Genomic DNA, 25,176 nt, shown 5'->3' on the forward strand with positions numbered 1-25,176 from the left:
TGAAGGAGTTAGAGAGCGGTGAGGTCCCGCTTGCGGGTTTCGGAGTACGACGTGACGGCGACGATCGAGATGACCGCGCACACTGCGACGTACACGGCGATCGCGTAGCCGGAGTCGTACGCCTTCAGCAGTGCCACCGCGATGAACGGCGCCAGCCCACCCGCGATGATCGACGCCAACTGATACCCCACCGACACCCCGGAGTACCGGACCCGAGTCCCGAACAGCTCAGTGAAGAAGGATGCCTGCGGCCCATACATCGCCCCGTGCAACACCAGCCCGACAGTCACCGCCAGCGTCGCCAGCGCAAAGTTCTTGGTATCAACCATCGCCACGAACAGGAAGCCCCAGATGCCAACCCCAACCGCACCGACCAGATACACCGGCTTGCGGCCGACACGGTCGGACAGCGCGCCCCACATCGGGATGGCGAAGAAGTGCACCGCGGCACCGATCAGTACGGCGTTCAGCGCGAACGACTTGTCCATCCCCAGGTGTTCCTTGGCGTACGTCGCGATCACGATCGTGAAGATGTAGTAGCTGACGTTCTCCGCCATCCGCGCACCCATCGCGGTCAGCACCTCCCGCGGATAGCGGGTCAGCACCTCGATCAGCGGCAGCTTGTCCTCCGGCTGCTGCTTGGCCCGCGCCTCCTTGAACACCGGCGACTCCTCGATCCGCAGCCGCACCCACAGTCCGACGAGCACCAGTACGGCGGACAGCAGGAACGGAATGCGCCAGCCCCACGAGTCGAACGCCGCGTCCGACTGGAACGCCGCCAGCCCGGCCAGTACGCCGTTCGCGATCAGCTGACCCGCCGGAGCACCCGCCTGCGGCCAGGAGGCCCAGAAGCCACGCCGCGCGGGGTCACCGTGCTCGGACACGATCAGTACGGCGCCGCCCCACTCACCACCGAGTGCGAAGCCCTGGATGAGCCGCAGCACGGTCAGCAGGATCGGAGCGAGCGCACCGACCTGTGCGTAGGTCGGCAGCAGGCCGATGGCGAAGGTGGCCAGGCCCATCATCAGCAGCGACAGCACCAGCAGGTTCTTGCGGCCCAAGCGGTCGCCGTAGTGGCCGAACACCACTCCGCCGATCGGGCGGGCGAAGAACCCGACGGCGAAGGTGGCGAAGCTCAGCAGCGTTCCGGTGAGTTCCTCACCCTTGGGGAAGAACAGATCGCCGAACACCACCGACGCGGCCACGCCGTAGAGGAAGAAGTCGTACCACTCGACGGTGGTGCCGACGAGGCTCGCGCCGACCACCCGGGCGATCGGCGTCCGGGTGCGGACCGGTTCTGTTGCTGTCATGGCGGGCTCCAACACTGCTAGTGGGCGGTCCTGAACACTGCTAGTGGGCGGTCCAGCCGCCGTCGAGTACGAATGAGCTCCCCGTGATGGAGGCGGAGGCCGGACCGCACAGCAGCGCGACCAACTCCGCCACTTCGGCCGGCTCGATCAGCCGCTTCACCGCGACCGGCTCGAGCATGACCTTCTCCAGCACCTCTGCCTCGGACAGTCCGTGGGTGGCCGCCTGGTCCGCGAGCTGCGCGGTGACAAGCGGCGTACGCACATAGGCCGGGTTCACGCAGTTGCTGGTGACTCCGTGCGCCGCACCCTCCAGTGCCACGACCTTGCTGAGTCCTTCCAGTCCGTGCTTGGCGGCGACGTACGCCGCCTTGAACGGGCTGGCCCGGAGTCCGTGCACCGAGCTGATGTTGATGACCCGCCCCCAGCCGGCGCCGTACATGTGCGGAAGGGTCTGGCGGATCAGGCGGAACGGCGACTCGAGCATGAGCCGCAGGATGTAGCTGAACCGCTCCGGTGGGAACTGCTCCACCGGTGCGACCTGCTGGACCCCGGCGTTGTTGACCAGGATGTCCACGTCCGTCGGGAGGTCGGCCAGACGGTCCAGATCGGCCAGATCGGCCACCACCGGCTCCACACCGTCGGCGGCGAGCTTGTCCAGCGCGCTAGCGTCGTAGTCGACAGCCAGCACGTGTACGCCGTCGGCCGCGAGCCGCCGCGCACAGGCGGCGCCGATGCCGGACGCAGCTCCGGTGATCAGGGCTCGACGGGTCTCCATGGCCGATGACTGTAGGAATCCGCCCCCGGCCGCACTATGGGATCGGGTCACACAACGTTGCGGATCGATGTGGATTCAGGCGCCACTTGTCCACAGTCACACCTATCAAACCTGCCGATAGTGATAGATCGAACTATCGTGGAAGGCATGGTCGACATCGAACATCCGAAGAAGAAGGCGGCCGGCGTCCCCGCGGTGCTGTCCTCGTTCAAGTTCGGCTTCCGCGAGATGGGCCCGGCCCGGACCGGCAAGGTCTTCCTGAAGATGAATCAGGACGGCGGCTTCGACTGTCCTTCCTGCGCCTGGCCCGATCCCGACCACAAACGCAAGCACGCGGCCGAGTTCTGCGAGAACGGCGCCAAGGCGGTCGCGTGGGAGGCGACCCGCAAGCGGGTGCCGCGCAGCTTCTTCGCCGAGCACACGATCGAGGCGTTGAACGAGATCTCCGAGTTCGACCTCGGCAAGCTCGGCCGGATCACCGAGCCGATGCTGCTGCGGGCCGGCGCCACGCACTACGAGCCGGTCGGCTGGGACGAGGCGTTCCAGGTCGTCGCGCGGCATCTGAAGGCCCTCGTCGACCCGAACGACGCCGTCTTCTACACCTCCGGCCGGACCAGCAACGAGGCCGCGTTCCTCTACCAACTGCTGGTCCGTGCCTACGGCACCAACAACCTCCCCGACTGCTCGAACATGTGCCACGAGTCCTCCGGTACGGCGCTGTCCCGGGTGATCGGCAGCGGCAAGGGCGCGGTCACGCTCGAGATGCTCGAAGAGGCCGAGCTGATCGTCGTCGTCGGGCAGAACCCGGGCACCAACGCACCGCGGATGCTCAGCCACCTGGAGGTCGCCAAGCGCAACGGCGGGTCGATCGTCTCGGTCAACCCCCTGCCCGAGCCCGGGCTGATGAACTTCAAGAACCCGCAGCGCCCCCGCGGCTGGGTCGGCAAGGGTACGACGCTGGCCGACCAGCACCTGCAGATCCGGCTCGGCGGCGACCAGGCCCTGTTCCTTGCCGTTGGCCACCTTCTCATCGAGGCCGAGGCGGCCAACCCCGGCACGGTGCTGGACAAGTCCTTCATCGAAAGCCACACCAGCGGCTACGAGCTGTACTCCAAGCACAACGCCGAGCTGGACTGGGCCGCGGTCGAGCAGGCCACCGGCCTGCGCCGCGCCGAGATCGAGGAGTTCACCCAGCGCTTCATCGCCTCCAAGGCGACCGTGATCTGCTGGGCGATGGGCCTGACCCAGCAGCGCGAGGCGGTCGCCACGATCAGCGAGATCGTCAACGTCCTGCTCCTGCAGGGAAACATCGGCAAGCCCGGCGCGGGACCGTGCCCGGTTCGCGGTCACTCGAACGTCCAGGGCGACCGCAGCATGGGCATCTGGGAGAAGATGCCGGACGCGTTCCTGGACAAGCTCGACGCCGAGTTCTCGTTCACCTCGCCGCGTGAGCACGGCATCGACGCGGCCGACACGGTGAAACGGCTGCGCGAAGGCACGGTCCGGGTCTTCTTCGCGATGGGCGGCAACTTCGCGTCCGCGACCCCCGACACCGAGGTCGTCCACCGCGGCCTGCGGCAATGCGATCTGACCGTGCACGTGTCCACGAAGCTGAACCGGTCGCACACGATCACGGGCCGTGAGGCGCTGATCCTGCCGACCCTCGGCCGGACCGACCACGACCACACCGCGGCCGGCCCGCAGTCGGTGACCGTGGAGGACTCGCAGGGCGCCGTACACCTGTCCACCGGGAACCTGATCCCACCGGGTCCGGAGCTGAAGTCGGAGATCGGCATCGTCGCCGGGCTGGCGCAGGCCCTGGTTCCTGACGTGGGGGAGATCCCATGGCGGGACTTCGCCGACGACTACAGCCTGATCCGGCAACGGATCGGCCGGGTCGCGGACGGGTACGAGGACTTCGAGGCGCGGTTGCGAGCCAACGAGGGCGGCTTCCTGCTGGCCCACGCGGCGCGCGACCGGCGCGAGTTCCACACCTCCGACGCGAAGGCCCAGTTCACCGCGAACGACCTGAGTTGGTTGCCGACGGCACCGGGTCGGCTGCTGCTGCAGACGCTGCGCAGCCACGACCAGTTCAACACCACGATCTACGGGCTGCAGGACCGCTACCGCGGCGTGGACGGCACCCGCGAGGTGGTCTTCGTGAACCCGGACGACCTGGCCGCGCTGGGCCTGGAGGACGGCGCGTACGTCGACATCGTCAGCGAGTTCCAGGGTGTCGAGCGGCGGGCGAACGGGTTCCGTCTCGTCTCATACCCGACCGCGCGAGGCTGCGTGGCGGCGTACTACCCGGAGACCAACGTGCTGATGGCCGCCGACGACGTGGCCAAGGGCAGCAACACCCCGGTCGCCAAGGGCCTCACGGTGCGACTGGAGCCAACCTCTTCCTGAACCAAGGCTGCAGCGCAGCCAGTACGGCGGCCACCGCGGCGCTGGACAGCCACAGCCCCTCGGGCCCGGCGGACTCGAGAAGCTGGGTCACCGTCAGCGGCGCGATCGCGGTCGCGATGCCCCAGCTCAGACCGAACACGGCCAGATACCGGCCGCGGGCGTGGTCAGGCGCGAGCCCGGACGCCTGCGTGAGGTAGCGGGTCAGGAGGAACAGGTCACCCACGCTCCAGAGCACGGTGGCAAGCAGGAAGACGGCGAGCGTCTGAGCGAAGGCGCAGATGACGAGCCCGACAGCAAGCAGGACGTAGCCGACGGCGATCGACCGGAAGTCGTCGAGCTTCTGCACGCGGAGCAGCCGTTGGGCGACGATCAGGGTGACCGCCGAGACGGCCAGGATGAAGCCGGTGCCAGACTCCGGCAGTCCTTGCTCGAGCAGGGTGAGCGGCACGCCGATGACCAACTGCATGTAGATCGTGGCGAAGACCGTGCCGCTGACCAGCAGCAACACCAGCCGGCGATCCCGCCACACCGCCACCGCAGTCGCCGGCACGTGTTCCCGCCGTACGTCGGCCGGAAGCGCGAGCGCGACGAGTACGGCGCACGCCAGGCAGGTGATCGCGTCAGCGACGAACAGCCAGCGCAGATCCCAGTGACTGACCGCCGCTGCGAGCAGACCGGCCAGGACACCGGCCGCGGCCATCGCCGCGCCGAGCAACCCGTACGCCGCTGGGCGGTCGGACGGATCGGTGACGTCGGCGATCGTCGCCTGACTGGGCGGTTCGTAGATCTCGAAGGCGAGGCCGAGCAGGATCGCGGCAAGTACTGCGGACCAAAGCGTGGTGCTGAGCGCGATCCACAGCTGGGCGACAGCGCAACCGGTCAGGCCGACCACGATCGTGCGGCGGCGGCCGAGGCGGTCGGCCAACTGCCCGCCGAGCAGCCGGGACGGGATGGTGGCGACGCCGAAGACGGCCAGGATCAGGCCGGTCTCGCCCAGCGACGCGCCGAACTCGACCGTGAGCACCACGCCCAGGAACGGGAGCGTGAACGCGCCGATCCGGTTGACCGCCCGAGCCACCACCAAGATCCAGACCACGCGGGACAACCCACGCCAGGGCGCGGTCAGGGTCGCAGCAGCACTCATCGCGCACTCCATGACTATCTAAGTGGATATGATCGGTCACGCAACCCCGAGCCTACGGAGAACTGTCGTGACTGGTCAAGTGTCTTTTGATAGTCATACCCGGAACGTGCTGGCGGCGTCTGTCGAGTACGTGAACCGGCTGACCCCCGGGTTCTCCGGCGGTACGGCGTTCCCCGGGCCGGCCGATGCCGCGCAGGCGGTGAATGACGCGTTGGTCGCGATCGGATACCCGCAGCCTTCCGTCAGGCAGGACGATGCGCGCCGGCTCACAGAGTTGGCCGGACGGATGCGAATCGTCTTCGAGTCGGCGCACAAGGGCGATCTCGACCGGGCTGCCGACGAGGTCAACGCGCTCCTGCTGGACACCAACGCTCGCCCCCAGCTGGACCGCAGGGAGAAGGGCTGGAGCCTGCACTTCCATGGTCCGGACGACGGCCTGGTCAACGGTTGGGCAGCAGGCTGCGCGGCCGGCCTCGCGCTCGCGCTCGGCAGCGACTTGGCCGGCCGCCTCGGAGTCTGCGCGGCGCCTCAGTGCGACCGCGTCTTCGTCGACGTCTCCCGCAACGGCCAACGCCGCTTCTGCTCACCGCAGTGCCAGAGCCGCGTGAAGGCGGCCGCTCACCGAGCCCGGTCCGCCTCGCCTAGTTGACGATCACCCTCGGGTTCGCCGGATCCTCGTTGTCCACGACAACCTGGGCTCGCGAGCGCGGCCGGATCTGCTCGACGTACATACGCTCGCCGGGGATGTACCTGGTCAGGTAGCGATGTTCCGCCGCCGCGGCGGAGTCCATCCACGCCTGGTCGCGCTCGGTACCGCGACGCAGAACCGTGTCGAAGCTGACGTACACGTAGATCCGCAGGTCCCAGCAGCCGTCGAGCGCCGGCACCTGCAGGAATCCGCCGTCGGCCACCAGCACCGCATCCGGCGTGGCGGTCCGAACCGGCATGTCGGGCAAGGCCTGCCCGCCAGGGTCCCTGATCTCAGCGTCGTAGCGGCGATCGCCGCCCGGACCGAGCGGCAGCAGGAGCCGTTCGCGGATCGCGTCGTGGTCCCAGGTGTCGAGGTAGTAGCTCTCCGGTGATTCGATCGGGTACGCCGTACGCAGCTCGGGAGCACGTTTGAAGTAGTCGATCCCCACACGGATGATCTCGCGCTCGGTGCGGTCGGCCAGCACCTGCGCCAGTTCGTCCGCGAGCGTCGTCTTCCCCGCCGCGGAGCAGCCGTCGATCGCGACGCGCACCGGATGCGGACGCTCGACGGCCAGGACGATCTCGGCCAGTTCGGTCAGAGCCTCGGCACGCATTGCGCCATCCTTGCGCACAGACGGACGACGCCCCACCCGATTTCCGGGTGGGGCGTCGTACCGCCTTGATCAGCCGACCGGGGTCAGCTCGCGCTCCTCCTCCGGAGCCGCCGGCGGCTGGATCGCGTGCTTGCCGGGCTTGCGGCGCAGCCACTTCGGCGCCCACCAGTTCGCGTCGCCGAGCAGGATCATCACGCTCGGCAGAACGACCGCCCGGATGATCGTGGCGTCGAGCAGGATCGCGACGGCCAGGCCGACGCCGAGCTGCTTCATGTCCAGCGTGCTCAGCGTCGCGAAGACCGCGAACACCCCGATCATCACGGCCGCCGCGCTGGTGACCACACCCGCCGATCCGGTGATGCCGTCCGCCACGGCCTTCTTGGTCGGTACGCCGCGCAGCACCGCCTCACGGATCCGGCTGACGACGAACACGTGGTAGTCCATCGACAGACCGAACAGCACCACGAAGAGGAACAGCGGCAACCAGGACACGACCGCACCGTTCGAGCGGAAGTCGAGAATCCCCTCGGCCCAGGTGTTCTGGAAGACCGCGGTCACCACGCCGTACGCCGCGGCCGCGCTCAGCAGGTTCAGCCCGATCGCGGTCACCGCGACCACCACGGACCGGAACGTCACCATCATCACGATCATCGTCAGCAGCAGCACGAACCCGATCACCAGCGGCAGTTTGGCCCGGGTGTGTGCCGCGTAGTCGACGTCCGCGGCGACGAACCCACCGACGGCGTACTCCGCTCCTGGCACCTTGCCGACCGTTTCCGGCATCAGTTCCTTGCGCAGCTTGGTCAGCGAGTCACGCGCCTCCTGGCTGCCACCCTCGTACGGCGTGGCGACCTCGAGCGTGGTCACCGTGCCGTCCTTGGAGACCCGCGGCTCCTCGAGACCGTCCTGCGCGAACAGCTTGTCGTCCTGCGTGCGCTTCACCAGGTCGGCCAGTGCGGCCTTGACCGCGGGCGCCTGGTTGGCCGGCGCGCGAACGGCGACCTCGTGGCTCGTCCCGGTGCTCGGGAAGGCCGCGGTGAGCCGGTCGTACGCCTTCATCACCGCGGTGTCGCGCGGCAGATCCTCGGTGCCGGGGAACTTCAGCGTCATCCCCAGCGCCGGCGACGCGACCGCGAGCAGTGCGACGACAGCGATCATCAGCGTGGCCACCGGGTGCTTCAGCGCCGGCTTCAGCACGGTCGGCCAGAAGCGCGGCTTGCCCTTGCTCGCGGTCAACCGCCACACGAACGGGATCCGTGGCCGGTCCACCCAGCGACCGAGCTTCGCCAGTACGGCGGGCAGCACGGTCAGCGAACCGACGACGGCCACCGCGACGACCAGGATCGAGCCGACCGCGAAGGACGAGAACACCGCGTCCCGGGCCAGGAACAGCCCAGCCATCGAGATGATGACCGCCGTACCGGACACGACGACGGCGTGGCCTGACGTCGCTGCCGCGATCTCGACCGCGTCGACATGGCCGCGGCCCTTCGCGCGTTCCTCACGTTCGCGACGCAGGTAGAAGAGCGAGTAGTCGACGCCGACCGCCATACCGATCAGCAGGATGACGCTGTTCACCGCGTCGACGGCCGGGATCAGCTGGGATGCGGCCGCGGACAAGCCGATCGCGGCTGCGACGGCCGACAGCGCCAGCAGGAGCGGGACGGACGCCGCGATCAGTGCGCCGAACGCGATCAACAGGATCGCGAGTGTCACCGGCAGGCTGAACATCTCGGCCCGCTTGAAGTCCTTGCCGAGCGTCTCGTTCAACGCCTTGTCGATCGACAGTCCGCCGACCTCTTCGATCCGCAGCGTCGGGTACTGCTGCTGGATCTGGGCGGTGGTGTCCTGCAGCGGCAGGACCCGGTCGTCCCCGTCGCCGTCCTTCAGGGTCACCTGGACGATCAGCGCGTCCTTCTTCGGCGACGGCATCGGCTGAGCGACCTCCGCGACTCCACCGAGGGCGCGCATCCGCTGGATCACCACGCCGGCGGCCTTGGTGGCCTCCGCCTGGTCGAGCGATCCGGACGGCGAGGTGATCAGCACGCTCTCCACGTCCGGGTCGGCGAAGTTGCCGGACTTGACGATGTTCTCGGCCCGGGTCACCTCGCCGATGTCGCCCTCGTTCTCGGACTCCTTGGTCCCGGTCATCGAGCCGACGGCGAAACAGGCGATCACGACGACCACCCACATCGCCATCGCCCGCCACGGATGGGTGGCGCTCCATCGCGCCGCCCGAACCGTGATCTGTCCCCTGGCCATAGCTTCCCTGCCCCTCTGCGCCCCCTCCGGCGCCCGGCCCCAGCGCTCCCTGGCGTGGGCGCTGGCTACAGGTCAAAAGCCTGGCTGGGACACAGGGGTCACCACTATGGAGGAAGCCACCGAGTGCACCCTGAAGCCAGCCCCACCCCGGCCCCTGAGTGCCCCTTGGGGGGCTGCCGGGGCGTGATCGGACGGGTGCGGGCCGCAGTCAGAATTCGTCGAGATTGAGCGAGGAAGCGGCCGAAACGCCCTCCAGATACCCCTCCGCACGCTCAGCCTTGGGGTAGCGGTGGACCAGCTCCCAGAAGGCCGCGTTGTGGGCCGGTTCGACCAGATGGGCCAGCTCGTGGATGAGGACGTAGTCGACCACCCAGGCGGGCATCGCCTGCAGCCGGGTGGACAAACGGATCGATCTGTCCGCCGGGGTGCAGGAGCCCCACCGTCTGTTTTGGTTCGAAACCCACCTCACAGACGCAGGTTCGGGCACTTCTGGAAGATGCCGACACGCGAGTTCGTGTGCTCTGGACAACAATTTTTCGTCCGACACGCGGGATCGGCTGCGCTGCTTGTCCAGCCGCGCCAGCATGGTCTCGACCCAGCGCGCCTCCTCCGTGGCGGACAGTCGGTCGGGCATCAGCACGACCACCCGCTCCCCGTCCCGGTAGGCGCTGACGGTCCGCTTGCGCCGCTTGCTGCGGCGGATGTCGACGTACGGCGGGATCGGGCCTGGGGTCGAGCGCGGTGGAGAGTCGGCCATGGGTCAAAACGTACCCCCAGAATCCGACAACTTTCTTCCGTCCACATCCTGTGCATCAGCGTTTTCGCAGGTCAGGCGCCAGATCTTGGGCCGGCCGATTCCGGTTGTTCACACCCTGTTCCCCCGCTCGTCCACAGCGCCCGGCGGCGCGTCCCACAGGTTGCGCACAGAGTTATCCACAGGCGTGGACAACCGGGGCTTGCCTGCGCGGCGCCTGCCTCTTAGCGTCATGGTCAACAGGCTCCCGGACCGCATCCGGGGCCGTTCGGAGGGGAAGCCGAGCGGTTCCGGAGGCGGACCACCGGGAGCCTGTTCCGTTGCTGTCAGACGGCTTGGAAAAGGCTTTCCTCGGGGCTTCCAGGCGGCACGCGGGCCGGCAGGTGCGCTTGAGCCTGCTCCCGCCTGCCGTAGGGTGAATCCCGACTGGGCCGAACGGCCTACGGCAGGACGGTCTGCCGTTAGCATCCACGACGGCCTGGGGCGAGAGCCCCGGCTGGTATTCAGAGCAAGGAGAGGGCCCTCATGGCAGAGACCTGGAGCGGCGAGTTCTACTGCGTCAAGTGCAAGGCCAAGCGCACCGCCGACGGCGAGGTCAAGGTCAACGACAAGGGCACGCGCATGGCCAAGGCCAAGTGCCCCGAGTGCGGTACGAACCTGAACCGGATCCTCGGCAAGGCCTGACGCACCAAGTCGTAGGGGCGGTGGACGACACGCAACGTGTCGTCCACCGCCCCTCCGTCGTCCCGGCTTGGGTGACCCGACAGAATGGGTACGTGTCGGACCTCCCCCGCAAGGCGCTGAGCCGGACCGCGAAGCTCGCCAGCCTGCCACTCGGTGCCGCCGGCCGGGCCACGGTCGGACTCGGCAAGCGGATCGGCGGCGCGCCGGCCGAGGCCGTGTACGCCGAGTTCCAGCGCCGGACCGCAGACCAGTTGTTCTCCGTCCTGGGTGAGCTCAAGGGCGGCGCGATGAAGTTCGGGCAGATGCTGAGCCTGATGGAGTCGGCGATGCCGGAGGAGCTCGCAGCGCCGTACCGGGCCACTCTGACCAAGCTGCAGGACTCCGCCCCGCCGATGCCGGCCTCGACCGTGCACACGATCCTGTCGCGGGAGCTGGGCAGGCGCTGGCGGGACCGGTTCGAAGAGTTCGACGACCTGCCCGCGGCGGCCGCGTCGATCGGCCAGGTGCACCGCGGCATCCTCAAAGACGGCCGCGAGGTCGCGGTCAAGCTGCAGTACCCAGGCGCCGCCGAGGCTCTGCGCGCGGACCTGCGCCAGCTCGGCCGGTTCGCCCGCACCTTCGGCACGCTCGTCCCCGGCCTCGACATGAAGCCGCTCGTCACCGAGTTGCAGGAGCGGATCGGCGAGGAGCTCGACTACGACCGCGAGGCCCAGGCCCAGCAGCAGTACGCCGACGCGTTCAAGGACCACGACGAGTTCGTCGTACCCCGGGTCATCAAGCACTCCCCCTCGGTCATCGTGTCCGAGTGGCTCGAGGGCCGGCCGCTGTCGTCGATCATCAGCGACGGCACCAAGAAGGAGCGCAACGCGATCGGGCTGAAGTACGTCCGGTTCATGTTCAGCGGTCCCAAGTACGCCGGTCTGCTGCACTCCGACCCGCATCCGGGGAACTTCCGGGTGATGCCGGACGGTCGGCTCGGCGTGGTCGATTTCGGGCTGTGCGCGCGGCTGCCGGACGGCCTGCCGCCGGCGATCGGGCGCCTGCTGCGGATCTCGCTCGACGGCGACGGGATCGCCGTACGGGACGGGCTGCGGGCCGAGGGGTTCATCAAGCCGCGGATGGAGATCGACCCGGACCTGCTGATGGACTACCTGGCGCCGTTCGCGGAGCCGGCCCGGGAGGAGACGTTCCAGTTCAGCCGGGCGTGGATGCGCGCGCAGGCGAACCGGACCGGGGACTTCCGGTCGCCCAGCGCGTCGCTGGCCCTCAAGCTGAACATGCCGCCGTCGTACCTGCTCATCCACCGGGTCTGGATCGGCGGCATGGCCGTCCTGTCCCAGCTCGAGGCGAAGGCCCCGTTTCGCGCCGTTCTGGAGGAGCTTCTCCCCGGCTTCACCGAGGACTGACTCAGTGGTCGTCGTGGCTCAGGACCGGCACCGACCGCAGCGTGATCGCCAGCGCGGTGGCGACCAGCGTCAGGACGACCGCGGTGATGCCGGCGGCCAGGTGCAGTCCCCCGGTGAACGCGTCCTGCGCCTGGGCCAGTACGTCGCCAGGCACGCCCTGAGCGATCGCCTCGGCCAATGAGTTGCCGCCGCGGCCGTTCATCTGGCTCCGGTACGCCGCGGTGACCACGCTGCCCAGGATCGCGATACCCAGCGCGTAGCCGAACTCGTTACCGGTCTGAGTCAGCGCGCCGGCGGATCCGGCCTTCTCGGGCGGGACGGAGCCGATCACCAGGTTCGTGCCCAGCGTGACCAGCGGCGCGGGACCAACGCACTGGACGGCGAAGGCGATGACCAGGACGGCCGTCGATGTCGCCTGGGTCATGACGGCCATTCCGACCACCGTGAACGCGATGCCGGCCGGGATCAGCACGCCGGGGCGGATCCGCTGCGCCAGCCGCGGCGCCACCTGGAAGGCGACGGTCGTGGTGACCATGCCCGGGACCAGCGCGACCCCGGCGGCCAGCGGCGTCATGCCCTGGACCAGCTGGAAGTACTGCGCGACGAACACCATCACGCCACCGGAGAGCATCGAGAAGCACAGCATGCTGCCGAGCGTCACCGTGAAGGTCTTCCGGGTGAACAGCCGTACGTCGACCAGCGGGTCGGCCAGCCGCTGCTGGCGTCGTACGAAGATCCAGCCGAAGACCCCGCCCGCCACCAGAGAACCGGCTGCCGTCGCGCTCGCACCGTGGGAGGCCAGCTGCTTCAGGCCGTGGATGGCCGGCAGGATCGCGGCCAGCGACAGCAGCACGCTCGGGAGATCGATCCGGCCCGCGTTCTCGTCGCGGTACTCGGGCAGCAGGAACGGCCCGACCGCGACCAGCACCGCCATCGCCGGTACGCCGATCAGGAACGCCGAGCCCCACCAGAAGTGGTTCAGCAGGACACCGCCGACGATCGGGCCGATCACGGCACCGACGGTGAAGCAGCCGGCCCAGATCCCCAGGGCCTTGGCCCGCTGCTGCGCGTTCGGGAACAGGGTGCTGATCAGCGACAGCGTGCACGGAGCGATGGCCGCACCGGCGATGCCGAGCACCGCGCGGGTCACGATCAGCATCTCCGGGCTCGTCGAGTACGCCGCAGCCACCGAGGCGACACCGAACAGCGCGGCGGACGCCAGCAGCAGCCGCCGACGGCCGATCCGGTCACCGATGTTGCCCATCGTGATCATCAGGCCGGCCACCATGAACCCGTACACGTCCAGGATCCACAGCTGCTGGCTGCTGGAGGCGCCGAGCGCCTCAGTCACCGCAGGCACCGCCAGCAGCATCACGAACAGGTCCAGTGACACCAGTAGCGTCGCGAGCGACAGAACTCCCAGGCCGATCCACTGCCGCCGGCTGGTCGTCGCTGGCGCGCTCTCGGTGAGGGTCATGATCCGGTTCCTTCCGCTGGAGTGCTTTCACCCCTGCGTCGGGCGGATCAGGCCGGATTCGACACCCGGTTCAGAACTTTCTCACCAGTAGACGGTGTCCAGCTTCCCCTCGATGCTGCGGACGTTCTCCCGGGCGCACCGGTCGCAGTACACCAGCTTGCGCCCGTCCTCGACCGAGGTCATCCAGGTCAGCGGCACGCCTTCCGACTCTGCCTGCTGACCACACAACGCACAACTCACTCTCACCATGCGCTCAGTCTGCACCTTCCCGCGTCCCGGGCATGGCCGAGGGGCGGCATCCGGTGGATGCCGCCCCTCGGTGATTCAGCTGGTCAGGCTTGGGTGCCTGCCGGCCGGTCCTCCCTTTCGGACCGGCCCGCGGGCGGGTGTGTTCTTTTCTGGTGGTCAGACCAGGCGTGCGAGTGCGAGGCGCGCCCTTGCGCTGGCCCTCTCAGCTCGCCGGCCGGCCCGCTCGGCTCGCTTCTGCGCCCGCTCGATCTTCCGAGCAAGGTGGAAGCGCCGGTTCTGCTCTGCGTCCTTCAATGTAGAACGACAATGAGCACGAGCAAGATCTTCGTTCATTAGATGCATTTCCATTCTCCTGCGTGAAGTCTGTGTCGTCATGGCTCGGTTTCTCGATTCGGATTGGTTCGTCAGGCTGCGGTTACGGTGTCACTCTTGCGGGGACGCCCACGGGGCCGCTTGCGCGGAACCACCACTCCCTGGACGAACAGTTCGCCGCCCCACACTCCCCACGGCTCGGAACGCTCGAGCGCTCCGGCCAGGCACTCGGCCTTCAGCGGGCAGGTGGTGCACAGCGACTTTGCGTACTCGACGTCCGCCGGCGATTCGGCGAAGAAGAGTTCTGGCGCGTAGGACCGACAGGGCAGGTCCTGCGACGTTGCCACCTCGGTGAAGACATCGAGGAAGCTCACGCTCATTCCGGTCACCTCCCAGTGACTTGATGCTGATCTCTTGTCGTCGGTGACGACCTCCGGTCGAAGGCCGCCAAATCTGTGGACAAACACTGGCTGATCAAACAGAAAGGCCGCGGGACCCTATTCGGGTTCCGCGGCCTTGGAGGTGCCGGGCTGACGTCTGTCAGACCGGTGGACTCCATGCTCGAGAACCCGAACCGCCGTACTTCGCATCGCCGACAGCTCCGCCCTGAATCGGGGCAGCGCCGGAAGCCATGACCACAACGGACGCGAGATGCGTGCGCGGGAAGGCACCCAGGATCTGGGCGCACGGCAGCGCTACAGCGTCGCTGAACGGCTTCTTGGCGATGTTGATCGTGATCATTTCCAGGGCACCTCCTCTCGTTGTGGCGAAGCGGGCGGTTAGCTCGATCGCTATGGTTGTTTGAAGTTTTCGGCCAGGCTTCGACCGCAGAAAGAACAGTACGCCGTCCCCGACGGAGCCCGCAAACTATTTATCGCCAGTTCGCGAAGTTGGCCGGAAGTTGCCGCCTCGGCGTCCGAATCTGGCTGCCTCGACGCTCTTCCGGCACGCTCCGGGACGTCATCCGCACGCTCCGGGATCGTTGCCTGTGTCACCTAATTGCCACGTCTGCCAGGAGCAGAACACGGCCTGTCCTCCAGAGTGCGCCCCACTCCCCCTGCCTGGCAACACATTTCCGGCCGGTAGCCATGGATTGCCCGGAAGGGCAAGTCATTGAGCGGACGAGGTCAGCGCGTGCAGAGGGTCAGGATGTGGGCGCCGTACTTGGTGAGTTTGGTGTGGCCGATACCCGGGATCCGGCGGAGGGACTGTTCGTCGGCGGGGCGGGTCTCGGCGATCGCGGTCAGGGTCGCGTCGGTGAGGATGACGAAGGCGGGCATGCTTTCCGATTCCGCCTGCTCGGTGCGCCAGGCGACCAGGGCGTCGTACAGGTCCTGGTCGATGGTGGACGGACAGTCCTCGCAGCGACCGAGCTTGCGGGCGCCGGGATCGAGCAGGCCGCGACCGCAGACGCGGCACTTCGGGATCGGCCGGCCGGACCGGGCCGCACGCTCGGTGCGGTCCGGGGAGGGCTCCCACGCGGTCGGCCGCGACGTACGGACGCCGATGGGGTCGAGGAACCGGGTCGGACCCCGCTGACCGCGACCACCCGGCGAGCGTGACGTCGACCAACTGATGAAGAGCTGGTCCTTAGCCCGCGTGACCCCCACGTAGAACAGCCTCCGCTCCTCCTCCACCTGCGCCGGCGTCTGGGCGTAGCTGATCGGCAGCGTCCCCTCGTGCGCGCCCACGATGAAGACGCACTTCCACTCCAGGCCCTTGGCCGCGTGCAGCGTGGCCAGCGTGGCGCCCTCGGCCAGCGGCGCGTGCTGGATCGAGGCCCGCCGGTCGAGCTCCGCCATCAGATCCAGCAACTTCGCCGACGGATTCTCGGCGGCGAAGTCCGAAGTCATCGTCACCAGCGCGCTCAGCGACTCCCACCGGTCCCGGACCGCGCCGGTCCCGGTCGGCGGCTCCGGCGTCCACCCGGCCCCGCCGAGCACCCCGGTCACCACCTCGACCAGGTCGTCCGACACGTCCCCGGCCTTGGCCTGCCCTCGCAGCAGTACGGCGGCCTGCCGGATCTCGGCGCGCTCGAAGAACCGCTCGGCACCCTTCAGCACCGCCGGGATCTTCCGCTCCGCCAGCGCCTGCTCGAAGTTCTCCGACTGGGCGTTGGTCCGGAACAGTACGGCGATGTCCCGCAGTTGAATCCCCTCGTCGCGGAGCCGGGCGATCGCCCGCGCCACCGCATCGGCCTCGGCGACCTCGTCGGAGTACTCGCGGTAGATCGGCACCGGACCGGCGTCGCGCTGGGACCGCAGCGTCACCCGACCGGGCAGGCCGGACGGTCCGGCCGCGTCGAGGATCTTGTTCGCCACGTCCACGATCTGCGGAGTGGACCGGTAGTCGCGAACCAGCTTGATCACGTTCGCCGACGGGTGCCGCGAGGCGAAGCGCACCAGGTTCTCCGGCTCGGCGCCGGCCCAGGAGTAGATCGTCTGCGCCGGGTCGCCGACCACGCAGACGTCCTCGCGGCCGCCGAGCCACAGGTCGAGCAGGCTCTGCTGCAGCGGGCTGACGTCCTGATACTCGTCGACCACGAACGTCCGGTATTGCCGGCGGATCTCCGCTGCCACCCGCTCGTCCTCCGCGAGCAGCGCGACCGCACAGAGCAGCACGTCCTCCAGATCGATCCGGCCGCGCTCGAGCTTCACGTCCTCGTACGCCGCGAAGATCCGCGCGATCGTCGCCGGGTCGAAGGCGGCCAGCGTCCGGCCCGAGCGGGGCGCCAGCTTCGCGTAGTCGTCCGGCCGGACGTTGCTCACCTTGGCCCACTCGACCTCTCCGGCCAGGTCGCGCAGTGCAGGCGTGTCCACCCGGACCCGGCAGCGCGACGCGGCCTCGGTCAGCAGCGGGAACTTGCGATCCGCGATCATCGGCAGCTCACCGCCGTACACCTTGGGCCAGAACCATCTGGCCTGCCGCAGCGCGGCGGAGTGGAACGTGCGCGCCTGCACACCCTCGACGCCGAGCTGAGCGAGCCGACCGCGCATCTCTCCCGCAGCGCGCTGGGTGAACGTCACCGCGAGCACCCGTAATGGGTCGAACGTCCCGGTCCGCACGCCGTACGCGATCCGGTGGGTGATCGCCCGCGTCTTCCCGGTGCCTGCGCCGGCCATCACCACAACCGGTCCATGCAGCGAGGTCGCGACCGCTCGCTGCTCGGGATCAAGCGCCTCGAGCAGCGAATCCGCGGAACCCACGGCAACGGATTGTGTGAGATCGCTCACGGGCTGGGACATGCGGGAAGAGCACCACCTGCGGCGTCGTTCGGGTAGGACGAGAGCAACCCTAGACGGGCCGCCGGACAGAATCCGCGCCCACTTGCAGAAGGAGACAGCCGATGGCGGCTTTCACGATGTACTCGACTCCCTGGTGTGGCTACTGCCACCGGCTCAAGGGCCAGCTGAAGCGGGCCGGGATCGAGTTCACCGAGGTCGACATCGAGCAGGTCCCGGAGGCCGCGCTGATCGTCGAGAAGGTCAACAACGGCAACCAGACGGTGCCGACCGTGGTGTTCCCGGACGGGACCGCGATGACGAACCCGTCGCTCGCCCAGGTCGCCGAGAAGCTGGCCGCCTGACCCAGCACCACCAGTACGGCGCACGCGGCGCCGATCCTCAGGGGTCGGCGCCGCGAGTCATAGTGCGCGAGTTATGGACTTTACGGTCATGACCGTTATACCGTCGCGGGAACCACGTCGCAGGGAGCCCGCCCATGATTCCGCGCCGTTCGATCCGCCATGCCCTCTCCCGTATCGCACTGGTCCTGGCTGTCGTGCTGGGACTGCTCGTCACCGGCGGTCCACCCGCCACCGCAGATCCCCATCGGCCGCAGCCTGACCTCTTCCCGTCCGAGAACGGCCCGCTCGCCCCGGACCACAACCGGACCGGCAGGGCCGCCGACGTCATCCAGGATCTCGGCGCACCGATCAGCTCCCTCACGATCATGGAGGGCGCCGTCGGCCGCACACCGGACGGCCGCGACGTCGTGTACGCCGTACCTGCCGGTGAGAACGCGCTCCTCAACGTCGTCGACCTGCACTCCCGCCAGCTGCTCAACACCGTGACGCTCAACGGAGCCGCCGGCGCGTGGGCGATCGTGGTGGCATCCGACGGCCGCGTGTACGTCGGCACGTACCCGAACGCGCACCTGTACCGCTATGACCCGGCCGACAGCACGGTCAGCGACCTCGGCCAGCCAATACCCGGCGAGTCACAGATCTACGGCCTCACCGCCGACCAGAATGGCAACGTGTACGCGGGCACCTACCCGACCGCACACGCCTTCAAGTACGACGGCAGCACCGGACAGGTCACCGACTACGGCTCACTCGACCCGGTGCAGCAGTACGCGCGGTCGACGGTGTACGACCCGGACCACAACGCACTGTTCGTCGGCATCTCCACTCCGAACGCGAGACTGCTCCGCATCGACCTGGCGACCAGTGCGGTCGAGGACATCACCCCACCGGGCCTGCTGGCCAAGGACTTCATCGACCTGGACTACGCAGGCGGTCGGGTCTTCGCCAACGCCAGCAGCCGGCTGATCGTGGTCGACGCGGTCACCGGTGAGCAGCTCGAGTTCACCGACTCCGAGACCGGCAGTCAGGTCAAGGACTACGCGATCGCCGCACGCGGTGTGTCCGCAGCCGGTCCAGGCGGCGTGTACTTCACCACCAGCACGCTGAACCTGACCCACTACGACCTCGACACCAACACCATCGGCCCGGTGTCACCCACGGTGCGGCTGACCCGTGGCGCCTCGATCGGCTACGGCTGGGTCACCGAGAACGGCGTACCCGTCCTCTATGGTCTGGCCGGCAACTACTCCGGTGGAACGTTCCGGTACGACCCGCAGGCCGGAACGCTCGCACAGTGGAGCTCACCGTTCCAGTACGTCCCGGTGCCACTCATGCACGCGCTCTCAGACCCGTCCAACGGCAAGGTCTTTGTCAGCGCCTACTTGAACGGCTCCACGTCGGTCTACGACCCACCGACCGGCAAGTCCACCGTCACCACGCGACTGGGCCAGGTCGAAGGCTGGGGCTGGGACACCACCGGCAAGATGTACGTCGGCATCTACCCGTACGGCCGCCTGTCGCTCTGGGACCCGCACGCACCCGAGAGCCCGACGAACCCTCGTGAGCTGTTCAGTCTGGTCGACAGCCACCACCAGAACAGGCCCCTCGCGGTAGTCCCGTCCGGCGACCACGTCTACGTCGGCACCACTCCCGGGTACGGCGAGTACGGCGGAGCCATCACGGTGTACGACGTACCGACCGGTGCGTTCACCGTCTACCGCGACGTGGTGGTGGACCAGACGATCGCCTCCATCCTGCCGATGGGGACAACCCTCTGGGCAGGCTCCGGCATCGAAGGCGGCCAGGGCACCGAACCGCGGGCAACCGAGGCCCACCTGGTCAAGGTCGACCCGGCCACAGGCACCGTCAGCACAGACGTCGTACCCGTGCCCGGCGCGGCCAGCATCAACGAACTCAGCATCGGACCGGACGGCAACCTGTGGGGCCTCGCCGACGGCACAGTCTTCGTCGCCAACCCGACCACAGGCCAGGTACTGCGGACCATCCCGGTGTTCGCCGGCCGGACCGGAGCCAACGACGGAGCGATGTCTTGGCGCGACGGCTACCTGTACGGCGTGACCGGCGGCCGCCTGTTCCTCGTGGACAGCCTCAACGGCCAGGCGACAGTACTGCGCGACCACGGCCTCAACCGGCTCACGCAGACACCGGACGGCACCTACTACACGTTGCTGCGCCCGGACGGCTGGACCAACCCGACCAATCTGGCTTCCTACACCCCACCGGTCGACCCGTGTCCGCAGTCGGACCTCCGGACCAACGTGTGGACCGGGAACGTCAACAGCTACGTGACCAACCGCAACCTGCGCTACGGCTGCACGCTGACCGACGAGCTACCCGACGCATCAGCCGACTGGCCGGATCACGCCGCCTACGTTCGCGCCGTGGACAAGACAGTCAGGCAACTGGAGTCCGACGGCACGGTGGAGCGCTGGGAAGGAGGCCTCATCCGAGTCGCCGCCTCCCGCTCCGACGTGGGCCGGTGATCACCAACTGCCGGTGAGGTCCTCTCCGAACCAGCCCTCGATCAGGCGGCGGGAGATGGAGATGCTGCCGGGGAGGGCCATCGTTCCGGCTTCGACCAGTGCACGGAGGTCCTCCCTGGTGAACCACTTGGCCTCGGCGATCTCGTCGGCGTCCACCTCGATGTCGGTGCTCGCCGCCTTCGCGTAGAACCCGAGCATCAGGCTGGACGGCAGCGGCCACGGCTGACTACCGGCGTACTCGATCTCCGGCCCCACGATCACACCGGTCTCCTCGAGGACCTCACGCCGTACGGCAGCCTCCAGCGACTCACCGGGCTCGACGAAGCCGGCCAGGGTGGAGTACCGGCCCTCGGGCCAAGCGCCGTTGCGGCCGAGCAGTGCGCGGTCCTGGTCGTCGGTGACCAGCACGATGATCGCCGGGTCGCTCCGGGGGAAGTGGTGCGCGCCGCAGGCGGGGCAGTCCCGCACGTGGCCGGCCTCGACCACAACGGTGTGCTCACCGCAGTTCGCGCAGTGCGTGTGGACGGCGTGCCAGTTGGCCAGACCGATCAGGTTCACGGCGATGCCGGCCTCACGGTCGTTCAGGACCGCACCCAGTTCGCGCAGACCGGCGTACGACTCGTCCGCCTCGCCGTCGGCGAGGACGCCGAACACCGCGCGGCCGTCGGCGGTCTGACCGGCACCCGACTCGCGGTCGATGCCGAGGAAGATCCGAGTACCCTCCGGCGCCTCCGCGGGAGAGACCAGCCGCAGGGCGGTCCGGTCGGAGTTCGCCAGCAGCTTGTCGCCGATCGCCACCGCCACCTGCGTGTCCGGAGCGGCCCAGGCCTTGTCCAGCCAGTCGTCGTCACGTCTGCGGTCGGCCGCACGGTCCAACACGGACCGGGACAGGGCTAGGGAACCAGGAGCGATGGAGTAGGCCACATGCCTCAACATATCCCGGCAGCGTGAGAGCATCCCTCGCATGAGTATTCACATCGCCGCCGAGAAGGGGCAGATCGCGCCGCGGGTGCTGTTCCCCGGCGACCCACTGCGGGCCAAGTGGATCGCGGAGACCTACCTGTCCGACGTGACCTGCTACACCGAGATCCGGAACATGTTCGGATTCACCGGCACCTACAAGGGTGAGCGCGTCTCTGTGCAGGGCTCCGGCATGGGCCAGCCGTCGGCGGCCATCTACGCCAACGAGCTGTTCGCGGAGTACGACGTCCAGACCCTCATCCGGGTCGGGACCTGTGGTGCGCTGACCGAGGCGGTCCGGGTCCGGGACGTCATCGTGGCGATGTCCGCCAGCACCGACTCGCAGATGAACCGGCTGCGCTTCCATGGCATCGAGTACGCACCGACCGCGGACTACAAACTGCTCCGCGCGGCCGTGGACGCAGCTGAGGCGGCCGGTCTGAACGTGCACGTCGGCCAGGTGTTCTCCGGCGACCTGTTTTACAACGACCGCCCCGATCTGGTGGCGCGGACAGCGGAGTACGGCGTACTCGGCATCGAGATGGAGGCCGCCGCGCTCTACACGCTGGCGGCGAAGTTCGGCCGCCGGGCGCTCGGCATCATGACGGTGTCGGACCACCTGATCACCAAGGAGGAGACGAGCGCCGAGGAGCGGCAGACCACGTTCTCCGAGATGATCACGATCGCCCTCGACGCGGCGATCGAGGTGCCGGTCTGAACCGCGTCGCCACCGCCCTGGCCGCCCTGCTCCTGCTGACCGCCTGCTCGTCCGGCGCCTCCGGCTCCTCCGAGGACAAGCCCGAAGCAGGCAGCAGCACCGGTGCGACGCCGACCGGAGCGGCGACCGGGGCGGCGACCAGCGCCGCGAACGTGCCCGTGTTGCCGGCTCTCACGGCGACCCAGGTGGTCGCCGGCCTGGCCGGCGCCCGCTACAAGTGCAGCAACGACGCCGCCTACGCGACCTGTACGTCGGGTGCGGTGTCGGTGTGGGTGCTCGCTGGGGACCAGCGTCGCCCGCCGGTGATCTCGCTGTACTCCGCCGGACCTGCGGACGTCGCGTCGGGCGAGATCGACAAGGTCCTGTCGCAGGCACTCGAGATCGCGCATGTCAGCGAGCACGCACAGATCGCGGAGTGGTTCGGGCAGCAGCAGGGCAAGACCTCGGCGAAGCTCACCGCTGGCGACTGGCTGGTGGAGTACTCGGTCGAGGTCGACACCGAGGAACCGGGCGCGCATCTCACGTTCACCGACAAGCTCTGCAAGTCGAACTGCCAAGCAGAGTAGGGACCGGCTACGCCGCGATCAGCTTGGGCAGGACCTGGCGGACCCGGTCGGCCAGCAGGTCCGGGACCTTCTCCGGGTCCGCGGCGTAGCCGACCACCGCCTGCTCGAAGAGTCCGTCGACGAGCGCGTACGCGGTGGGTGAGTCGACGGTCGGGCTGCCACCGACCAGATCGGCGTACCGGGTGAGGATGCGCCAGATCATCTGCTCCAGCAGCTCGTCGATCGCGGTGACGTCCGCGCGCAGCTGCTCCTCGAACATGCTCTGGGCGCGCAGGTCGTACCAGAGCCGGTGCATCGCGGTCTCCTCGACCAGCGTCTGCGTCATCTTGGCGAGGAAGCCGACGGCCAGGTCGTCCGCGGACTCCGCCGTCTCCACGACCTCGTCGTACCGCTGTGCGCACTTGGTCTTGTAGTAGCGCACGCAGTAGCTGATCAGGTCGATCTTGTCGCGGAAGTAGTAGTGCACGACGCCGTGGGTGAACTCGGAGTTGTTCGCGATCTCGCGCAGGCTGGTCCGGGCGTACCCGAGCTCGCCGAGCGTCTTCAGCGCCGACTCCGCCAGCGCGATCCGGCGGCGCTCGACCTTGTCGATCCCGGACACGCGGGCGGACCGGGTCGGCTCCGCGGCATCGGCCGTCACGCTCATCGCCACTCCCATCCGTAGCCGGATCGTCGGCGTCAGAGTACCCCGCCACGGGCCAGGCGCGTCCCGTGGCGGGGAGATTTCTTGACAAGTGTCAAACAAAGTCTTGACGACTGTCAAAAGGCTGGCCAGAGTGTGAACCGACCACGGTGCGCTTCGAGCAAAGGAGCTTCAGATGGGCGGACTCGATCTCTCCGGCCGCAAGGCCCTCGTGACCGGCGGGGCCCAGGGGCTCGGCGAAGGGATGGCGAAGGCCCTGGCGGCGGCCGGCGCCAAGGTCGTGATCAGCGATCTCCAGAAGGACCTCGGCGAGTCCGTCGCCGACGCGCTCGACAGCGAGTACGGCGGCGGCCACGGCTTCGTCGCGCACGACATCACCGACGAGGGCGACTGGGAGAACGCGGTCGTCGCCGCGAACGACATCCTCGGCGGCCTGGACATCCTGGTGAACAACGCGGGGATCGAGATCACCAGCCTGCTCACCGAGGTGACCGCGGATCAGATCCGCAAGATGCTCGAGGTCAACGTGCTCGGCACCACGCTCGGGGTCAAGTGGGGCCTGCGGACGATGCGGCCGGAAGGCCTGGCCGGCAACGGCGGCGCGATCATCAACGTCGCCTCGGTCGCCGCCACCATCGCCTTCCCCGGTATCGCGGTGTACTCCGCGACCAAGTCCGCGGTCGACCGGCTCACCCGGGTCGCCGCGATGGAGTCCGGCAAGCTCGGGTACGGCGTACGCGTCAACTGCATCTACCCCGGACTGGTGCCGACTGCGATGGGTGCGGGCCTGGCCAACGACTGCGCTGAGCTCGGACTGTTCGAGTCCCCCGAGGCTGCGGTCGCCGCAGTGATCGGTCTGACCCCGGCGGGCCGGCTCGGTGAGGTCGCCGACATCGCCGACGCGGTCGTCTTCCTCGCCTCGGACGAGTCACGGTTCATCACCGGCATCGGACTGCCGGTCGACGGCGGCATGGGGATGTGATCGCGGATGACCACGAAGCCCGTCGTCGTGTACGGCGCCTCCGGCTACACCGGCCGGCTGGTGTGTGAGTACCTGCGCCAGTACCACGTCCCGTTCGTGGCCGCGGGCCGTGACGAGGGCAAGCTCAAGAAGTCGATGGACTCGCACGTGGCCGGTATCGAGACCGCCGACTACGAGATCGCCGCCGTCGGGCACGACGTCACCGCACTGACCGAGCTGTTCAAGGGCGCGTCGGTCGTACTCAACACGGTCGGTCCGTTCAGTGAGCTCGGTCCTGCGGCCGTCGAGGCAGCTCTCGCCGCTGGTGCGCACTACACCGACACCACCGGTGAGCAGGACTGGTTGATGACCTGCGACGAGCAGTACGGCAAGAAGTTCGCCGATGCCGGCCTGGTGCTGGCTCCCGGGATTGCCCAGATGTACACCACCAGTGAGATCGCCGCGCAGTTGTGCCTCGAGGAGCCCGGCCTGGACACCTTGGACATCGCGGTGTTCTGGGGCGGCAGTCCGACCATCGCGTCCACCCGGACGATCCTGGTCAACGCGGCCACCTCCAAGGCGCACTACCTGGAGCGAAACGAGTACACCGAGTTCCCCGAACAGGGCCTCGTACCCCTGGTGGTGCCTGGGCAGCACGAGCTGGCGCTCTCGCTGCCGTGGGGTGGTATGTCGCACCCGGTCTGGTTCAAGCGCGATCCGCGGGTTGCGAACTGCAAGTCGCAGGGTGGTGTCTTCAACGTCGCGCTGATGAACGGCGTACCGCAGATCGTTGCCGGCGCACTCGAAGCCACCAAGGACATGGCTCCGGACGAGCGGGACGTGGTGCTGACCGAGACCGCACGCCAGGTGATGAACCAGATGCCACCTCGCGAGAATCCGCGGGTGAACAAGACCCTGGACTCCGTGCACGCCTCCGGGCCGCTCGGCCGGGCGCACTGTGTCATCCACGGCAACAGCAACTACCAGCAAACCGGTCTGTTGCAGGCGTATGCGGCGTACTCGCTGCTGCAGATGCCGCCGAAGCGGGTCGGGTTCGCCAGTGGTTGCCAGGCATTCGGTCACCGCGAGCTGCTCGGCGTACTGCGCAGCTTCGGACTGGTGTCCGAGCCACAACTCACGGTGCTGCGATAG

General features: G+C 68.3%; 23 protein-coding genes. 10 read left to right on the forward strand and 13 right to left on the reverse strand.

The features are described 5' to 3' along the window. Window positions 1-8 precede the first annotated feature (8 nt). Together E0H73_RS20630 and E0H73_RS20635 are read right to left on the reverse strand one after the other, a co-directional pair. Window positions 9-1,310 carry an MFS transporter gene (locus E0H73_RS20630; RefSeq protein ID WP_131358819.1) on the reverse strand — a complete coding sequence of 434 codons (1,302 nt, stop codon included), beginning with the start codon at window positions 1,308-1,310 and terminating at the stop codon, window positions 9-11. Between the two features lie 40 nt (window positions 1,311-1,350). Further along, window positions 1,351-2,085, reverse strand: a complete 735-nt coding sequence (locus E0H73_RS20635) for a 3-hydroxybutyrate dehydrogenase (protein WP_131358823.1) — start codon at window positions 2,083-2,085, stop codon at window positions 1,351-1,353. A 147-nt stretch (window positions 2,086-2,232) separates the two neighbouring features. Here E0H73_RS20635 and E0H73_RS20640 point away from each other — a divergent pair, with 147 nt between their 5' ends. Continuing rightward, window positions 2,233-4,494, forward strand: a complete 2,262-nt coding sequence (locus E0H73_RS20640; protein ID WP_131358826.1) for an FdhF/YdeP family oxidoreductase — start codon at window positions 2,233-2,235, stop codon at window positions 4,492-4,494. Here the strand turns inward: E0H73_RS20640 and E0H73_RS20645 are convergent. After that, window positions 4,463-5,638 carry an MFS transporter gene (locus tag E0H73_RS20645; RefSeq protein ID WP_131358829.1) on the reverse strand — a complete coding sequence of 392 codons (1,176 nt, stop codon included), beginning with the start codon at window positions 5,636-5,638 and terminating at the stop codon, window positions 4,463-4,465. The two genes, E0H73_RS20640 and E0H73_RS20645, sit on opposite strands and share 32 nt — an antisense overlap. A 67-nt stretch (window positions 5,639-5,705) precedes the next feature. Between E0H73_RS20645 and E0H73_RS20650 the strand changes: the two genes are divergently transcribed. Then, window positions 5,706-6,287: a CGNR zinc finger domain-containing protein gene (locus E0H73_RS20650; RefSeq protein WP_131358832.1), complete on the forward strand. Its 582-nt coding sequence runs from the start codon at window positions 5,706-5,708 to the stop codon at window positions 6,285-6,287. Here the strand turns inward: E0H73_RS20650 and E0H73_RS20655 are convergent. The 3 genes from E0H73_RS20655 to E0H73_RS20665 form a co-directional block, all read right to left on the reverse strand. Then, on the reverse strand, window positions 6,280-6,942 hold the full coding sequence (locus tag E0H73_RS20655) for a nucleoside/nucleotide kinase family protein (protein WP_238164128.1): 663 nt from the start codon (window positions 6,940-6,942) through the stop codon (window positions 6,280-6,282). The two genes, E0H73_RS20650 and E0H73_RS20655, sit on opposite strands and share 8 nt — an antisense overlap. A gap of 69 nt (window positions 6,943-7,011) precedes the next feature. After that, window positions 7,012-9,204 (reverse strand): MMPL family transporter, encoded by a 2,193-nt coding sequence (locus E0H73_RS20660; RefSeq protein WP_131358834.1) that lies wholly within the window; start codon window positions 9,202-9,204, stop codon window positions 7,012-7,014. Between the two features lie 208 nt (window positions 9,205-9,412). Then, window positions 9,413-9,961 (reverse strand): M48 family metallopeptidase, encoded by a 549-nt coding sequence (locus tag E0H73_RS20665; RefSeq protein ID WP_131358837.1) that lies wholly within the window; start codon window positions 9,959-9,961, stop codon window positions 9,413-9,415. Window positions 9,962-10,483: 522 nt separating this feature from the next. Here E0H73_RS20665 and E0H73_RS45900 point away from each other — a divergent pair. Both E0H73_RS45900 and E0H73_RS20670 read left to right on the forward strand, forming a co-directional pair. Beyond that, window positions 10,484-10,642 (forward strand): DUF5679 domain-containing protein, encoded by a 159-nt coding sequence (locus E0H73_RS45900; protein WP_012922897.1) that lies wholly within the window; start codon window positions 10,484-10,486, stop codon window positions 10,640-10,642. Between the two features lie 92 nt (window positions 10,643-10,734). Next, window positions 10,735-12,048 (forward strand): ABC1 kinase family protein, encoded by a 1,314-nt coding sequence (locus E0H73_RS20670; RefSeq protein ID WP_131358841.1) that lies wholly within the window; start codon window positions 10,735-10,737, stop codon window positions 12,046-12,048. Window position 12,049: 1 nt separating this feature from the next. On the opposite strand, the gene E0H73_RS20675 is transcribed toward E0H73_RS20670, so the two are convergent. From E0H73_RS20675 to E0H73_RS20695, 5 genes are all read right to left on the reverse strand, one after another. Further along, window positions 12,050-13,525, reverse strand: a complete 1,476-nt coding sequence (locus E0H73_RS20675) for an MFS transporter (RefSeq protein WP_131358844.1) — start codon at window positions 13,523-13,525, stop codon at window positions 12,050-12,052. Window positions 13,526-13,606: 81 nt separating this feature from the next. Then, window positions 13,607-13,774, reverse strand: coding sequence for a hypothetical protein (locus tag E0H73_RS45905; RefSeq protein ID WP_165555753.1), 168 nt, complete (start codon window positions 13,772-13,774; stop codon window positions 13,607-13,609). A 404-nt stretch (window positions 13,775-14,178) separates the two neighbouring features. Next, complete coding sequence (locus E0H73_RS20685; protein ID WP_131285495.1) at window positions 14,179-14,466, reverse strand: WhiB family transcriptional regulator; 288 nt, start codon at window positions 14,464-14,466, stop codon at window positions 14,179-14,181. Window positions 14,467-14,626: 160 nt separating this feature from the next. Next, complete coding sequence (locus E0H73_RS20690) at window positions 14,627-14,827, reverse strand: hypothetical protein (protein WP_131358847.1); 201 nt, start codon at window positions 14,825-14,827, stop codon at window positions 14,627-14,629. A gap of 386 nt (window positions 14,828-15,213) precedes the next feature. Then, window positions 15,214-17,331, reverse strand: a complete 2,118-nt coding sequence (locus tag E0H73_RS20695; RefSeq protein WP_131358850.1) for an ATP-dependent DNA helicase UvrD2 — start codon at window positions 17,329-17,331, stop codon at window positions 15,214-15,216. Window positions 17,332-17,432: 101 nt separating this feature from the next. On the opposite strand from E0H73_RS20695, the gene E0H73_RS20700 reads away from it, so the two are divergent. Both E0H73_RS20700 and E0H73_RS20705 read left to right on the forward strand, forming a co-directional pair. Continuing rightward, window positions 17,433-17,672 carry a mycoredoxin gene (locus E0H73_RS20700; protein ID WP_131358853.1) on the forward strand — a complete coding sequence of 80 codons (240 nt, stop codon included), beginning with the start codon at window positions 17,433-17,435 and terminating at the stop codon, window positions 17,670-17,672. Window positions 17,673-17,806: 134 nt separating this feature from the next. Continuing rightward, the gene (locus tag E0H73_RS20705; protein WP_131358856.1) at window positions 17,807-20,176 is read left to right on the forward strand and encodes a PQQ-binding-like beta-propeller repeat protein; all 2,370 of its coding nucleotides are present in this window, start codon (window positions 17,807-17,809) and stop codon (window positions 20,174-20,176) included. Here E0H73_RS20705 and nudC read toward each other — a convergent pair whose 3' ends face one another. Further along, window positions 20,177-21,100 carry an NAD(+) diphosphatase gene (gene nudC, locus E0H73_RS20710; RefSeq protein WP_238164129.1) on the reverse strand — a complete coding sequence of 308 codons (924 nt, stop codon included), beginning with the start codon at window positions 21,098-21,100 and terminating at the stop codon, window positions 20,177-20,179. A gap of 40 nt (window positions 21,101-21,140) precedes the next feature. On the opposite strand from nudC, the gene deoD reads away from it, so the two are divergent. Both deoD and E0H73_RS20720 read left to right on the forward strand, forming a co-directional pair. Next, window positions 21,141-21,854: a purine-nucleoside phosphorylase gene (gene deoD / locus E0H73_RS20715; RefSeq protein ID WP_131358862.1), complete on the forward strand. Its 714-nt coding sequence runs from the start codon at window positions 21,141-21,143 to the stop codon at window positions 21,852-21,854. 161 nt (window positions 21,855-22,015) lie between these two features. Continuing rightward, window positions 22,016-22,420, forward strand: a complete 405-nt coding sequence (locus E0H73_RS20720; protein ID WP_238164130.1) for a hypothetical protein — start codon at window positions 22,016-22,018, stop codon at window positions 22,418-22,420. A gap of 7 nt (window positions 22,421-22,427) precedes the next feature. Here the strand turns inward: E0H73_RS20720 and E0H73_RS20725 are convergent, their stop codons facing one another. After that, on the reverse strand, window positions 22,428-23,066 hold the full coding sequence (locus tag E0H73_RS20725; protein WP_131358868.1) for a TetR/AcrR family transcriptional regulator: 639 nt from the start codon (window positions 23,064-23,066) through the stop codon (window positions 22,428-22,430). A 172-nt stretch (window positions 23,067-23,238) separates the two neighbouring features. Between E0H73_RS20725 and E0H73_RS20730 the strand changes: the two genes are divergently transcribed. Next, window positions 23,239-24,045, forward strand: a complete 807-nt coding sequence (locus E0H73_RS20730; RefSeq protein WP_131358871.1) for an SDR family NAD(P)-dependent oxidoreductase — start codon at window positions 23,239-23,241, stop codon at window positions 24,043-24,045. Between the two features lie 6 nt (window positions 24,046-24,051). Next, window positions 24,052-25,176, forward strand: a complete 1,125-nt coding sequence (locus E0H73_RS20735) for a DUF5938 domain-containing protein (RefSeq protein ID WP_131358874.1) — start codon at window positions 24,052-24,054, stop codon at window positions 25,174-25,176.

Source organism: Kribbella pittospori, assembly GCF_004331465.1.
GTDB lineage: Bacteria > Actinomycetota > Actinomycetes > Propionibacteriales > Kribbellaceae > Kribbella > Kribbella pittospori.